The sequence below is a fragment of the Micromonospora sp. NPDC005254 genome, from assembly GCF_042872525.1.
GTDB lineage: Bacteria > Actinomycetota > Actinomycetes > Mycobacteriales > Micromonosporaceae > Micromonospora.
In genome coordinates this window covers 381,262-395,394 of record NZ_JBIAKM010000004.1, presented here as the reverse complement: position 1 = coordinate 395,394, position 14,133 = coordinate 381,262, and the positions used below count along the sequence as shown (strand labels likewise).

Annotated in this window: 12 protein-coding genes and 1 riboswitch; of the genes, 7 read left to right on the top strand and 5 right to left on the bottom strand. The window is 71.3% G+C overall.

Annotation, left to right across the window (positions count from 1 at the left end):
• Window positions 1–49: 49 nt before the first annotated feature.
• Complete coding sequence (locus ACFYPR_RS15065) at window positions 50–670, top strand: vancomycin high temperature exclusion protein (RefSeq protein WP_387260418.1); 621 nt, start codon at window positions 50–52, stop codon at window positions 668–670.
• Between the two features lie 15 nt (window positions 671–685).
• Here the strand turns inward: ACFYPR_RS15065 and ACFYPR_RS15060 are convergent, their stop codons facing one another.
• From ACFYPR_RS15060 to ACFYPR_RS15045, 4 genes are read right to left on the bottom strand one after another with little or no spacing between them, the layout of a single operon-like run.
• Entirely contained in the window at window positions 686–1,336 is a 651-nt protein-coding gene (locus ACFYPR_RS15060) for an aminodeoxychorismate/anthranilate synthase component II (RefSeq protein WP_355134001.1), read from the bottom strand.
• 2 nt (window positions 1,337–1,338) lie between these two features.
• Window positions 1,339–1,623 (bottom strand): hypothetical protein, encoded by a 285-nt coding sequence (locus ACFYPR_RS15055; protein WP_354854954.1) that lies wholly within the window; start codon window positions 1,621–1,623, stop codon window positions 1,339–1,341.
• A 4-nt stretch (window positions 1,624–1,627) separates the two neighbouring features.
• A complete protein-coding gene (locus ACFYPR_RS15050; protein ID WP_363936510.1) occupies window positions 1,628–3,199 on the bottom strand; it encodes a class E sortase in 1,572 nt (523 codons plus the stop codon).
• Window positions 3,196–3,999, bottom strand: coding sequence for a DUF881 domain-containing protein (locus ACFYPR_RS15045; RefSeq protein WP_354854958.1), 804 nt, complete (start codon window positions 3,997–3,999; stop codon window positions 3,196–3,198). Before ACFYPR_RS15045 ends, ACFYPR_RS15050 begins: the two co-directional genes overlap by 4 nt.
• Before the next feature lie 222 nt (window positions 4,000–4,221).
• Between ACFYPR_RS15045 and ACFYPR_RS15040 the strand changes: the two genes are divergently transcribed.
• From ACFYPR_RS15040 to ACFYPR_RS15020, 5 genes are all read left to right on the top strand, one after another.
• Window positions 4,222–4,485 (top strand): cell division protein CrgA, encoded by a 264-nt coding sequence (locus ACFYPR_RS15040; protein WP_007454145.1) that lies wholly within the window; start codon window positions 4,222–4,224, stop codon window positions 4,483–4,485.
• 309 nt (window positions 4,486–4,794) lie between these two features.
• Window positions 4,795–6,993, top strand: a complete 2,199-nt coding sequence (locus tag ACFYPR_RS15035) for a (Fe-S)-binding protein (RefSeq protein ID WP_387260416.1) — start codon at window positions 4,795–4,797, stop codon at window positions 6,991–6,993.
• Window positions 6,994–7,138: 145 nt separating this feature from the next.
• Complete coding sequence (locus ACFYPR_RS15030; RefSeq protein WP_355063521.1) at window positions 7,139–8,452, top strand: hemolysin family protein; 1,314 nt, start codon at window positions 7,139–7,141, stop codon at window positions 8,450–8,452.
• On the top strand, window positions 8,445–9,446 hold the full coding sequence (locus ACFYPR_RS15025; protein ID WP_355063264.1) for a hemolysin family protein: 1,002 nt from the start codon (window positions 8,445–8,447) through the stop codon (window positions 9,444–9,446). The genes ACFYPR_RS15030 and ACFYPR_RS15025 overlap by 8 nt, the downstream gene beginning before the upstream one ends.
• 167 nt (window positions 9,447–9,613) lie before the next feature.
• Window positions 9,614–10,627, top strand: a complete 1,014-nt coding sequence (locus tag ACFYPR_RS15020; RefSeq protein ID WP_354854964.1) for an NlpC/P60 family protein — start codon at window positions 9,614–9,616, stop codon at window positions 10,625–10,627.
• A gap of 62 nt (window positions 10,628–10,689) precedes the next feature.
• Here the strand turns inward: ACFYPR_RS15020 and ACFYPR_RS15015 are convergent, their stop codons facing one another.
• Window positions 10,690–12,666: an N-acetylmuramoyl-L-alanine amidase gene (locus tag ACFYPR_RS15015; protein ID WP_387260414.1), complete on the bottom strand. Its 1,977-nt coding sequence runs from the start codon at window positions 12,664–12,666 to the stop codon at window positions 10,690–10,692.
• A gap of 234 nt (window positions 12,667–12,900) precedes the next feature.
• Window positions 12,901–13,037: riboswitch (cyclic di-AMP (ydaO/yuaA leader) on the top strand.
• A gap of 13 nt (window positions 13,038–13,050) precedes the next feature.
• Between ACFYPR_RS15015 and ACFYPR_RS15010 the strand changes: the two genes are divergently transcribed.
• Entirely contained in the window at window positions 13,051–14,091 is a 1,041-nt protein-coding gene (locus ACFYPR_RS15010) for an NlpC/P60 family protein (RefSeq protein ID WP_354854967.1), read from the top strand.
• Window positions 14,092–14,133: the final 42 nt, after the last annotated feature.

Genomic DNA, 14,133 nt, shown 5'->3' with positions numbered 1-14,133 from the left:
GAGGACGGGCCGGTGGCGTCGGCATCTGCTGCGCGGGGTTGCCCTGGGCGTGGTCCTGCTCGTCCTGAGCAGCGTCCCGTGGCTGTGGACGACGTTCGGAGCGCGCGGGCACACCTACGGCGAAGCGGACGCTCCCGCCGCCGACGTCGTGATCGTCCTGGGTACCGCGGTGACGGCGGACGGGCGGCAGCCGGGCGAACGACTCGTCGGCCGTCTGGAGACCGCCGCCGAGCTGGTGCGTACCGGGCGGGCCCGGGTGGTGCTGGTCTCCGGCGACGGGGGTGGCACGTCCGGCGACGAGCCGACGGTGATGACCGCGTATCTGACCGAGAAGCTCGGCGTGGATCCCCTGCGGGTGGTGGCGGACCCGTTCGGCCTGGACACGTACGACAGCTGCGTCCGCGCGAGAGACGTGTACGGCGTCCAGCGGGCTCTGGTCGTGACGCAGTCCTATCACCTGTCCCGGGCGGTCACGCTCTGTCGGCACCTCGGCCTCAATGTCGACGGGGTCACCGCTCGATGCGATGGTTGCGGGCCCGGCCTGCTCGTCCGCAAGGCCGTTCGCGACTACTTCGCCAGCGGCAAGGCGGCCTGGGACGCGTTCCGGGGCCGGCCGCCCGCGGTCCGGTCGTCGGTGAGCCCCGCCGTGCGGGACGCCCTGAGAAGCTGACCGGCCGGTGCCGGTCTACGCGGTGGCGAAGGCGGCGAGTCGCCGGGCGTCGACCTCGGCGGCCAGCGCGGGGGCGCGCTCCAGCGCCTCCGGGTGACCGCAACCGGCCAGCCAGTTGGCGAGCATCAGGTGACCGCCCTCGGTGAGAACCGACTCCGGGTGGAACTGCACGCCCTCGATGGGCAGCGTCCGGTGCCGCATCGCCATCACCACACCGGAGCCGGTCCAGCCGGTGACCTCCAGCTCGTCGGGCAGCGTCTCGGGGAGCACGGCGAGCGAGTGGTAGCGGGTGGCGGTGAAGGGGTCGGGTAGGCCGGCGAGCACGCCGACCGAGTGGTGCCGCACCTCGGAGGTCTTGCCGTGCAGCAACTCGGGGGCCCGGGTCACGGTCGCCCCGAACGCCTCGCCGATGGCCTGGTGGCCGAGGCAGACGCCGAAGATCGGCAGCTCGCCCGCGTACTCCCGGATGACGTCCAGGCAGATGCCGGCCCGGTCGGGGCTGCCCGGCCCTGGTGAGAGCAGGATGCCGGCTGCGCCCACCCGGCCGACCTCGGCGACGTCGATCTCATCGTTGCGGCGGACGTCGCAGTCCACGCCGAGCTGGCCCAGGTACTGCACCAGGTTGAAGACGAACGAGTCGTAGTTGTCGATCACCAGGACGCGCATGGTCACCTGCTCGGAGTGGACGGCGCGGGATTGTTCTGGTCGGTGTCGTACGGCAGCTCGTGCTCGTCACCGGCCGGAGTCTCCCCGGTCACCGCGTCTCCGCCGCCCGGCTCCCCCGGAACGCCGGAGTCCTGGGTGACCTGCACGTCGTCGAAGGGCAGCAGCGGCTCGGCCCACGGGAAGGCCACGTACCAGAGCAGGGCCACCGTGGCGGCCGCGAGCAGCACCGAACCGACCAGCTTGCCGGCCAGGCCGAACGGGAGCTTACGCCAGATGAAGGCGTACATCGGGTCAGCCTCCCAGCTCCGTCGGGCGGCCCGCCGACTTGGGCTGTGTCCGGTCCAGCTCGGCGTGGATGATCAGGCGCTGGTAGTTGTCGAACTTGGGATTGCAGGTGGTCAGCGTGAGCATCCGCTTGGTCGGCTTCTTGTTCGGTTCGCCGGGCACCGGGGCCACCACCTCGACCTGCGTGGGCTTCACGATGCGGGTCCGCGCCACCCGGTAGATGTACCAGTCGGTCTTGCCCTCGACCACGATCGCGTCGCCCTCGTCCAGCTCGTCCAACCGCCAGAAGGTGGCCCGGTTGCGGTGACCCGCCACGGAGAAGTTGCCGACCTGACCAGGCAGTGCGCTGGTCGGGTAGTGACCCGGGGCGTATCGGATGTCTTGCTGCGTGACGCCCTCGACCACCACCCAGTTCTTGTCGAGCTTGGGGATGTAGAGGCCCGCGATCGGCTTGCCGTGCACCGGCGGGGACGGCTTGACGCTCGGGGTGGCCGACGGGGCGACCGTGGGGTCGTCGGTCGCGCCGCCCCATTCCTGGGCGAGTTGGCTGTTGAGGTCGTTCTGGTGGGCGTCGACGATGGCCGACTTGCCCCACACCTCGTAGCCGGCGAAGAGCAGCACGACCAGGCCGAAGGTGATCAGCACCTCGCCGGTGACCCGGATGCCGGTCCGCAGCCGGGAGCCCAACGACGGGCGGGTGAGCTCCGAGTAGACGCTCTTGTAGCCCTCGCCGGTCTGGTGCGGCCGGAGTTGGACCACCTGCTCGCCCCGACGGGGTCGGGGAGGCTCGCCGGCGCTGTCGTCCGCGCTGGCCGGCTCATCCGGCGTCGACGTACGGGGGACGGCGCCCATCAGCGCCGTGGCGTCCATGGCCGGAGGCCGGGTTGCCGGACCGGACGGTACGGCGGGGATGAGGGCTGTGGCGTTCGGGTCGGCGGGGCGGCCCGGCCCGGCTGGAGAGACCGGGGCACCCGCCGCGCTGGTCGGGCGTGCGGGACCCGCGCCAACCTTCGGGATGAACGCGGTCGGCGCATCGCCGCCGGACTGGGTCGCGCCGCTCGGAGGAGTCGAGGCGCCGGACGGGCCGCCGGCGGTCGCCGGGCGGGTCGGCGCGGTGCCGGGGGCTGGGCCGCGCGCGTGGTCGTTGCCCGGGGCGGCCGGCCGGACCGGCCCCTGCGCGGGGGACGCGGTCGGTCGGCCGGGAGCGGCGGCGGGGGGCTGGCCGGACCCGCCGCGTGGAGACGAGCCGGGCGCTGCGGCACCCGGCCAGGGCGGCGGTGCCGCCGGGCTCGGGTGGTGTGGAGCGCGCTGCGGGTCCGGTCGGCCGGCGCTGGGCGGGGCAGGGTGCTCGGCGCGCGGGCCGGCGGCGCTCGGCGGCTCGGGAGCTTCCGCCGGACGCGGTGCCCGTGGCCGGCCGGGTAGCACGGGCTCGGGCCAGTTGCCGGTCCGAGCCCGGCCCGGCGTCGGCTCGGGCCGCTCCGGAGTCGGCTCGGGTCGGTCGACCTTGGGCAGGAAGGCGGTCGGGTCGTCGGCCTGGTCCCGGTGTCGCCCGTCGCGGCGTTCGTCCGGGCTGCTCACCTGGGCACCGTCGCCGAGCGCAGCGCGGTCGAGTCCTCGAAGGCCTTGATGGTCACCGTGGAGACGGACTCCTTGTAGCCGAGTTGATAGTCGTCGACTGCGTCCTTGAACAACCGGACTCCCTCAGAGCTGGCGAGGGCCTGCTGGAGGGCAGCGGGATCGCCGATTGCTACGATCTTGAACGGTGGGGAGTACACCCGCCCATGGAGCAGCAGGGTGTTACCGACGCAGCGTACCGCGCTGGTTGCGAGCACGCGGACGTTCATGATTGACATGGCCTCCGCTCCACCCGCCCAGAGTGCGTTGACCACGGCCTGTACGTCGCCCTGGTGCACGACCAGGTCGTCGTTGGTGGCGTCGGTGTGGGCCTCGTCGTCGTGTTGGGGCGCGTCGTTCAGCTCGACAGTCACGGCCGTGCCGGTGACGGCGGTGAACCCGGCCGCCTTGAGGCTGCCCTGGGCCCGGGCCTGCTGGGCCTTGATCGGGGCGTCCGAGCCGGCAAGTGTGTCGGTGCGTTGCTGGACCTCGTCGCGCAGGGTGGCAGCGCGGCGTTCGCTCGCCTCGACCTGCTGCTCGCGCTCCTCGATGAGCTGGTTGAGCTGGGGCCGCCGGTCCTCGCGTAGAGCGGTGCCGCCCGCCGTGGTCGCGGTGGTGGTGAAGAGCAGCCCCGCTGCGGCGGCGATCAGGGGCACCCCGATCGACCAGCCTGGTCGCCGTTGGCGTGGCCGCCGGGGCAGCAGCCCGGCGACGGCCCGTCGGAGGGCCTTTTGCCAGGAGGCGGCGCCGGATGTGTACTCCACCGAGCGTTCCTTCCGCGTGTCGGGGACCGGTTCGTGCCGGCCGGGCCGGTGATGCGAACAGTCCCGCCCTTTTCGGTCACTCCATGTACCTGCCTGACCCCATTCGTGGTCCAGGCGGCCGTTCGGGACTACGCTAGCTGTCGAACATTATTGGCCATGAACCGTCGCCTCCGCGTCCGGTTGTCAGGCCGGACGAGGTCGTCACCCCCTCTGGAGAGCGCCGTGCCCAAGTCTCAGGTCCGCAAGAAGAAGGTGTACACCCCGCCGACGGACGTCCGTCCGACGACGACGGCGGCGTCGCGCAAGCCTAGCCCGGTGTGGCTGCCGATCACCGCGGTCGCCCTGATCGTCGCGGGCATCGGCTGGCTGGTCGTCTACTACCTCTCCGAGCAGGAGTACCCGGTCGCCTCGTGGCAGTACTGGAACCTCGCGGTCGGCTTCGGCGCGATGGTCGCGTCGCTGGTGCTGCTCTCGCGCTGGCGCTGAGCCGCGCCCGCTGACGCTGGGCCTGGCCTGGGCGCCGCCGCGCCGAAGGATCCAGGTCACCCGCCACGCCCCTGCCCGGCGGGACCGGGCGGGGCATCCTATGGTGTCCGCAGGCAGCGTGGCCTACTGCGAGATGACTCACGTTACTGCTGGGTAACCTTGCGCGTAGGCTGCACTGCATGACCGAGCGGAGCGAGGTCATCGACCGGTCCGGTCGCAGGTGTGGCAGCGGCGCGACGCTGGCTTCGTCCTGCCCCGGTCCCGGTTGCTGAACCGCTCGACAGGCAGCAGACCGGGGAGGCCAACTCGATGGGCAGCGTCCAGATCGTCACCACGATCCTCGCGGCCGGCATCACCGCCGTGGCGGTGTGGCTGGCGGTGCGCGCGGTCATGAAGATGACGGCCGTCATCCGGCTGGGGCAACCCGCTCCGGAGCGGTTCACCGACAAGGGCGCCCGCACGAAGAAGATGCTGGTGGAGACCGCCGGCCACACCCGCATGCTCAAGTGGGGCGTGGTGGGTGCCGCGCACTGGTTCGTGATGGTCGGCTTCGTCGTGCTGTCACTGCTGGTGCTCGAGGCGTACTTCGAGGTGGTCACCCCGACCGGCGGGCTGCCGATCATCGGGCACTGGACGATCTTCGGCCTGGCCACCGAGGTCATCGGCGTGCTGGGCCTGGTCGGCATCCTGGTGCTGATGGCGATCCGGCTGCGCAACCGGCCCACCCGCCCGGGCGGTCGCTCCCGGTTCACCGGCTCGACCATGTGGCAGGGCTACTTCGTCGAGTGGATCGTGCTGCTGGTCCTGATCTTCGGGTTCGTGATCCGGGGCTTCAAGGTCGCCACCGACCACTTCGAGTACCCGGTCTGGGCCACCCCGGTCAGCCACGCCGTCGGCGCGGTGCTGCCCGACTGGCAGGACGGCGCCAGCGTCGCCGCGCTCATCAAGATCATTATCTCGATGACCTGGCTGATCGTCATCTCGCTGAACGTCACCATGGGCGTCGCCTGGCACCGGTTCCTGGCGTTCCCCAACATCTTCTTCAAGCGTGAGCCGGCCAAGCCGGCCGGCTCCGGCCTCGGCGCGCTGCGCCCGATGATGAGCGAGGGCAAGCCGCTCGACTTCGAGGAGGCCGACCCGGAGAAGGACCAGTTCGGCGTCGCCCAGGTCGAGCAGTTCACCTGGAAGGGCCTGCTGGACTTCAGCACCTGCACCGAGTGCGGCCGCTGCCAGTCGCAGTGCCCGGCCTGGAACACCGGCAAGCCGCTGTCGCCCAAGCTGCTCGTGCTGAGCCTGCGCGACCACGCGTACGCCAAGGCGCCCTACCTGCTGGCCGGTGGCGGCAAGGACCTGACCGGCGAGGAGAAGGCCACCCAGGCGCAGCTCGCGCACCTGGACGTGCTGGCCCTGGCCGAGGCTGACAAGCCGTTGATCGGCACCGCCGAGGAGGGCGGGATCATCGACCCGGACGTGCTCTGGTCCTGCACCACCTGCGGCGCCTGCGTCGAGCAGTGCCCGGTGGACATCGAGCACGTCGACCACATCGTCGACATGCGGCGTTACCAGGTGCTGATCGAGTCGAGCTTCCCCTCCGAGGCCGGCGTGATGCTGCGCAACCTGGAGAACAAGGGCAACCCGTGGGGCGCCCCGCAGAACACCCGCGAAGACTGGACCAAGGGCCTGGACTTCGAGGTGCCCCGGGTCGGCGAGGTGGACGACTTCGAGTACCTGTTCTGGGTCGGCTGCGCCGGCGCGTTCGAGGACCGGGCCAAGAAGACCACCCGTGCCGTGGCCACCCTGCTCAACGAGGCAGGCGTGAAGTTCGCGATCCTCGGCGAGGGCGAGACCTGCTCCGGCGACCCGGCGCGACGGATCGGCAACGAGTTCGTCTTCCAGATGCTCGCCCAGCAGAACGTGGAGACGCTGAACGAGGCGTTCGAGGGCCGGGAGAAGGCCAAGCGCAAGATCGTGGCGACCTGCCCGCACTGCTTCAACACCCTGGGCAACGAGTACGGCCAGCTCGGCGGCGAGTTCGAGGTGGTCCACCACACCCAGCTGCTGGCCCACCTGGTGTCCACCGGCAAGCTGACGCCGGTGCAGCCCGTCGACGGCGGCGTGACCTACCACGACCCCTGCTACCTGGGCCGGCACAACCGGATCTTCGCGGCCCCTCGCGAGGTGCTCGGGGACTCCATCGAGGGTGAGATCACCGAGATGCCGCGCAACAGCGAGCGCTCCTTCTGCTGCGGCGCCGGCGGCGCCCGGATGTGGATGGAAGAGAAGATCGGCAAGCGGATCAACGTGGACCGGGTCGAGGAGGCCATGGCCACCGGGGCGAAGACCGTAGCCGTCGGCTGCCCGTTCTGCTCGACGATGCTCAACGACGGGGTCAACGGCAAGGGTGCCGGCGAACAGGTCGAGGTGATCGACGTGGCGAGCGTCCTGCTGCGCTCGGTGAAGCCGGAGCAGCCGCGGGGCGACAAGGAGTCCGCGCCGGTCGCCGGCTGAGGCGTACCGCGAAAATCATCGGACGGCGGCGGCGCCCACGGGGTGCCGCCGCCGCGCCCGACCGGGGCCCGGCCGTCGCGCACCCGGCGTGGCACAATCGCGGCCGAGGTGAGGCGACATCGACGGCCTGCTCTGGACCACGCTGCTGCCACTGGTCGGCTTCGTTGCGCTGACCGCCGGCAACGCGTTCTTCGTCGCGGCCGAATTCGCCCTGGTCACGGTCGATCGGGCGGAGATCGACCGCCGGGCCGCGGCCGGCGATCAGGCCGCGCTGAAGGTCCGCACCGCGCTGCGTGAGCTGTCCTTCCAGCTCTCCGGAGCGCAGCTCGGCATCACCATCACCGCGCTGCTCACCGGCTACCTGGCCGAGCCTGCCCTGGCCCGGATCTTCACCCCGCTGCTGCGCCCGGTGGCCGGGGAGAGCACCGAGCGTTTCACCCCGTTCCTGGCGCTGGCCCTGGCCACGCTCATCTCCATGCTCTTCGGCGAGCTGGTGCCCAAGAACGCCGCGCTGGCCCAACCGATGCCCGCCGCGCTGGCCACCGCCGGGCCGATGCACACCTTCTCCCGGACGTTCGGCTGGGTGATCCGGGGCCTGAACGGCTCGGCGAACCGGCTGGTCCGGGCGCTCGGCGTGGAGCCGCAGGAGGAGCTGGCCAGCGCCCGCTCACCGGAAGAGCTGGGCCTGCTGGCCGCCATCTCGGCCCGCGCGGGCGCGCTGCCCACGGACACGGCGATGCTGCTGCGCCGCACCATCCGGTTCGGCGACAAACGGGCGGCCGAGGCGATGACCCCGCGGGTCGACGTGGTCGCGCTGCGCGCCACCGCCACCGTGGCCGAGCTGCTCGAAGAGTCGCGGCGGACCGGACGGACCCGCTTTCCGGTGTACGAGGAGACCCTGGACCTGGTCACCGGTGTGGCCGGCGTGCCGGACGCGCTGGGCGTGCCGTTGGCCGCGCGGGCGTCGACCATGGTCGGGTCGGTGGCCCGGGAGCCGGTGTACGTGCCGGAGAGCCTGGACCTGGACGGCGTGCTGGCGGCGTTGAAGGCGGCCGGGGCTGACCTGGCCATCGTGGTCGACGAGTACGGCGGCACGGACGGCGTGGTGACGATCGAGGACCTGGTCGAGGAGTTGGTCGGGGAGATCGCCGACGAGTTCGACCCGGCCAGTGTGGACGACACCGGGCCGGTCGAGCTGACCGTGCCGGGCGGGGAGCGCACGGTGCTGGTCGACGGGGTGCTGCGCTCCGACGAGCTGGCCGAGCAGACGGGCTTCCGGCTGCCCGAGGGGCCGTACGAGACGCTGGCCGGCTTCCTGATGGCGCGACTGGGGCACATCCCGCTGGCCGGCGAGACCGTCGACGCGGACGGCTGGGAGTTCACCGTGGTGGAGGTGGAGCGGCACCGGATCGAGCAGGTCCGGGTGCTGCGCCCGGCGGAGCCGGACACTGATGACTGAGCTGCTGGTGACCGTGCTGCTGCTGCTCGGCAACGGGTTCTTCGTGGGCAGCGAGTTCGCGCTGATCGCGTCCCGGCGGACGGTGATCGAACCGTTGGCGGTCGGCTCGAAGCGGGCCCGCTGGGCGCTGTCGGCGATGAACCAGATCCCGCTGATGATCGCCGGTGCGCAGCTCGGCATCACGGTCTGCTCGCTGGGCCTCGGCGCGATCGCCGAGCCGGCGCTGGCTCATCTGCTGGAGTCGCCGTTCCACGCGGTCGGCCTGCCCGAGCGCGCGGTGCACCCGGTGGCGTTCGTGCTCGCGCTCGGCGTCGTCGTCTTCCTGCACACGGTGGTCGGCGAGATGGTGCCGAAGAACATCACGCTGGCCGGTCCGGAGGTCTCCGCCCTCTGGCTGGGCCCGGCCATGCTGGCCTTCTGCGTGGCCACCAAGCCGTTGCTGCTGGCGATGAAGTGGGCGGCCCGCCGGGTGCTGGCGTTCTGGCGGATCGAGGCGACCGAGGCCGTGAAGACGGTGTTCACCGCCGAGGAGTTGGCCGGGCTGGTGTCGCAGGCGCGTACGGAGGGGCTGCTCGACGCCGAGGAGCACGCCCGCATCACCGGTGCCCTGGCCCTGCACACCCGGACGGCGGCGGACGCGTTGCAGCCGTGGTCGACAGTGGTCACGGTGGCCGAGGACGTCTCCCCGGCGTCGCTGGAGGTGCTGGCGACCCGGACCGGCCGGTCCCGGTTCCCGGTGGTGCAGCGGTCCACCCGGCGCGTACTGGGCTTCGTGCACGTCAAGGACGTGCTCGGGTACGCCGGGCAGGGTCGTCGGGCGCCGGTGCCGGCGGAGGTCTACCGGCCGCTGGCGGTGGTGCCGCCGGAACGCACGCTGGCCGATCTGCTGCTGGCCATGCGCCGCGAACGGCGGCACATGGTGCTGGTCAGCGACGGTCGGCGTCCGCTCGGGGTGGTCACGCTCGACGATGTATTGACCGCAATCGTTGGTTAATTGACCAACACCCTTGGTGTGCAAGCGGTTGCGTGACAGTGATGGTGACTCGGCTCGCCTTGATTCCGGTCCAACGCTTCCCTAATGTGGGGCACCGACCGCTGTGGGTCGTCTGCCTCGGCCCTTCCCTCACGCGAGGCGCCCGGCGGTCGGTTGCAAAGGAGTCGGTGCCGGTGGCAACCATGCCCCCTCATCGTCACGCCCCGGGACTGTCCGCTCGGCCGGGCGGTCTACGCCGGGTCGCCCATCGTCTGCTTGTGCTGGTCGCCGCCGCTGCGGTCGGTGCCGGAATGCTCGCCGTGCCGGCGCAGGCCGAGCCCACGGTCGACGAGATCGAGGCGCAGATCGACAAGAAGTGGGAGCAGTTGGAGCCCACGATCGAGCAGTACAACAAGGTACGGGCGCAGCTCAAGGTCAACCGGAAGAAGTCGACCGACCTGCAGAAGAAGATCGAGCCGCTGGCCCTGCAGAGCGAGTTGGCGCTCAACCGGGTCGGTGACCTCGCGTCCCGCTACTACATGTCGGGCCCGTCGCAGGAGATCGGCGCGCTGCTGATCAGCGCCAAGCCGGACACCCTCACCGAGCAGCTCACCCTCCTGGACCGGCTGGCCGCGCAGGAGCGCAAGCAGGTCGAGGGCGTGCTGGCCGTGCGGGCCAAGTACGACAGCGAGAAGCAGAAGCTCGACGCGCTGATCGCCACCCAGACCAAGCAGCAGAACGAGCTGGCGGCCAAGAAGAAGCAGATCGACGCCGAGATCAAGAAGCTCGAGGCGTCGATGCCCAAGACCACGGTCAAGACCGTCGGCTGCCCGACCATCAACGGTGTGCTCGCCGTGGCCGCCCAGAAGGCGATCAAGACCGCCTGCCAGCAGGTCGGCGACCCGTACGTCTGGGGCGCCACCGGCCCGAACTCGTTCGACTGCTCGGGCCTGACCCAGTACGCGTACAAGTCGGCCGGGATCTCCCTCACCCACCACACGGGTGACCAGTGGAACGAGGGCAAGGCCGTGTCGCGCGCCGACGCCCGTCCCGGTGACCTGGTCTTCTTCTTCTCCGGCCTGAGCCATGTCGGGCTCTATCTGGGTAACAACCAGATGGTGCACGCGCCTCGTGCCGGCAAACCGGTGCAGGTTTCCAGCATCACCACCATGCCGATCGCCGGGTTCCGCCGACCCGGCTGATCCAGCGGACGCCACGAGGGCCCTCGGTCGGATGACCGGGGGCCCTCGTCGTATGTCGTTCGTCAGCGGGGAGCGCCCACCGGGGACGGCAGGAGCTGCACGTCGGCGAGGTCGACGTACATGATGCGGTGGCCGAACTGGATCTGCGCGTACCGGTTCTTGCCCCGGATCACCGTCCAGTCGCCGGGCGAGGAGCCGTCGAACGTGCTGGCCCGGTAGTACTCGCCGGCCAGCACCGCGCCGACGGTGTAGCGCTGACCGGCGGCCAGCGTGTACTGCAGCGGTGAGATCGCCTGGTAGGGCACGCCGGCCGGGTAGGCCGCCTGCTCCGGGTAGGCCCGCCCGTACACGGGGATGGTCGCCCGGCCCGGCTTCGGAACGGCCACCACGCCGACGGTCCAGGTGGCGGTCGGCGCGGACGCCGGGTTGTGGAACCAGGCCCGTTGCCCGAGGTACCAGATGGCCGTCCAGTCGCCCTGCCGGCCGGCCAGCGCGTACGTCTGGCCGGCGGAGGCCCGCGCCCCGTGGTCCGACACGTCCATCGTGTTCGGGGTGCCGTCCGGGCGGAGCGCGATGTCGTTGACCAGCGGCGCGTCCGCGGACGGCGCGGTGTGCAGCACCACCGACGAGGAGCCGCGCGGCGCGCAGGGTGTTCCAGGGGTGACGCACCCGGTGAACGCCGGTTGGTTGGTCGCGTAGTCGGGGTCGATCCGGACCAGCCCGGTGGCGGGGGTGCCGGTGTCCAGTCGCGGTGCGTGCAGCAGGTCGAAGTAGTGCGTCCAGTCCCAGTAGGGCCCCGGGTCCCAGTGCATCCCGCGCACGGTCGACGCGACGGTGCCGGGCACGTTGTCGTGGCCGATGATGTGCTGGCGGTCCAGCGGGATGCCGTACCGCAGCGCGAGGTGCCGGACGAGCTTCGCCGAGGTCCGGTACATCGCCTCGGTGTACCAGGTGCCCTGCGCGGCGAAGCCCTCGTGTTCCAGCCCGATCGACTTCGCGTTGACGTACCAGTTGCCGGCGTGCCAGGCGACGTCCTTGGTCTTGACGTGCTGGGCGATGTGCCCGTCCACCGAGCGCAGCGAGTAGTGCCAGCTCACGTAGGTCGGGTCCTGGACGAGTTTCAGCGTGGTCGCCCAACTCGCCTCGGTGTCGTGGATGACGATGTACTCGATCTTCTGCCGGGCGGGCCGGTCGGAGAGATCGTGGTTGCCGTAGTCGCCGTCGCCGAACGCCTCGTAGGGTGCCGGGATCCACTCACAGGAGACGGTCCGCGGGCACTCCAGGCCGTCCGGGCGGGCGAGTCGTCGCAGGCCCAGCCGGTCCAGCCAGGAACGCTGGGGTTGGACCGCGCGGGCCGGCAACGTGACCCGCTGGCCGTCGTCGGTCACGCGGGTCTCGCCGTCGCCGATGGTGGTGAAGACCTCGTCGGCGAAGGCCGCCGCGGCGTCGGCGCTGTCCGCGCCGGCGTAGCGGGCCACCGCGCCGTACCAGGTGGCGGGGTCGGTGCCGGCGCCGACCGGGGCGCCCACCTCCCGTTGGTACGCGGCCAGCAGCGCCGCCCCGCCCCGGATGTTGGTCGTCGCGTCGCTGCGCAGCGCCTCGGGGGCGGCGCCGGTCAGCGCGGCGGCGGCGTCGACGGTCTGCATCGCGGCCGTGGGCGGCGCGGGATCCGTGGCCGGCGCGGGTGCCAGGACGGCACGGGAGTCGTCGCCGCGCGGATCCTCGGTGCCGGCGTCGTGGTGGCCGCGCGCGGGTAGGGCGGCCACGTGGCGGGCATCGGTCAGGTGCATCGGTCCGTAGCCGCCGCTGGTGCTCGGGGTGCCGGCGTTGCTGTCCCAGCGGGACTCCAGGTAGGAGACCCCGAGCAGCACGGCGGTCGGCACGCCGTACTCGGTCGACGCGGCGGCGTACTGCTGCTGACGGTCGGCGGCCGGTGCGGCGGAGGCGGGGCCGGCGCTCAGCGGTACGGCGGCCGTGGCGATGACCACGGCGACCGCGAGCGATGCGCGCCGGCCGGCGGACAGGGTTGGACGTTCCATCGAACCCCCTAGATTTGACTGGTAACGGTGTGGTCACCTTCGCGCCGGTCGGGAGTCCGCGTCAATACCTTTCCATATATCAAACTGCATCGAAAGAAAGCTTCACGCACGCTCGGTGACCTCCTCCAATCGGTACGGAGTGTCACGGCCGCACGGGTTGCGGATCGGTAACGGCCGTCTCTACTCTGGTCATTTGTCGGCCCGGTAGCAGGTCTGCCCATCCCGGGCGGTAACGGACCGACACCGCCGAGTCGCTTGCGAGCGAGCCGGGGACCCAGGTTCCCCCGGGGTGAATCCGCAGCCAATGCGGTAGGGCGCCAACTTCCCGCCCGAACCCGTCAGCTAACCCGGTAGGCGGTCAGGAAGAAGGAGTACGGAACCCCGGTGGCCCTCCATGCCCCGCGGCCGTCGTCCGAACGGTCGGCCTCGGCCGACCCGACGTCGACAGTGCCGCGTCCACGCTGGTCCCGCTTCACCACCGCCCTCGCCGCCCTGGTCGGCGTAGCCGTCGTCCTGACGGGCAGCGCCACGGCGGCTCACGCGGATCCGTCCGTCGCCGAGATCGAGCGCCAGATCGACGCCGACTGGAACAAGCTCGAACCGGTCATCGAACGGCACAACGCCACCCGCGCGGACCTGGCCGTGAAGCGCAGGCAGGCCGACGCGCTCGCCGCCCGCATCGCGCCCCTGGAGCGCCAGGTCGACGCCGCGATGAACAAGGTCAGCGCGCTGGCCGTGCGCGCGTACATGGGCGAGAACCTGTCGACCGTGAACACGATGCTCGGCAGCCGGTCGCCCGGCGAGGTGGTCGGGCAGCTCGAGATGCTCGACCGGTTCGCCCACAACCAGCAGGAGGACGTCCGTCAGGTCGCCGACCTCCGCGACGAGCTGGCCCGGCAGAAGGCGCCGCTGGACGAGATGGTGGCCCAGCTGACCCGGACCGAAGCGCAGCTGGCGGCGAAGAAGAAGCAGATCAACGACGAGATCGACCGGCTGCAGAAGCTGCGCCTCAAGGTGTACGGCAATGGTGGCGGCGGTCCGCTGCGTCCGGCGCCCTGCCCGGCCAGCTACCCCGGCGGCGGCGCGGGCACGGCGGTCAAGTTCGCCTGTGCCCAGATCGGCAAGCCGTACGTGTGGGGTGCCGAGGGTCCGAACTCGTACGACTGTTCCGGGTTGATGCTCGCCGCGTGGGCGAAGGCCGGTGTGTCGCTGCCGCACAACGCCGCCGCGCAGAGCCGGGTGACCAAGAATGTCAGCAGGGGCGATCTGCGCCCCGGCGACCTGGTCTTCTACTACAGCGACATCCACCACGTCGGCATGTACGTCGGCAACGGCTGGGTGGTGCACGCCTCCCAGGCCGGTCAGCCGATCAAGATGAAGAAGGTCGACGACGGGCCGATCCACAGCTACGGCCGTCCCGGCTGACCAACGCGGGACGCAGCAGGGCCCGTCGCGATCTCGTCGCGG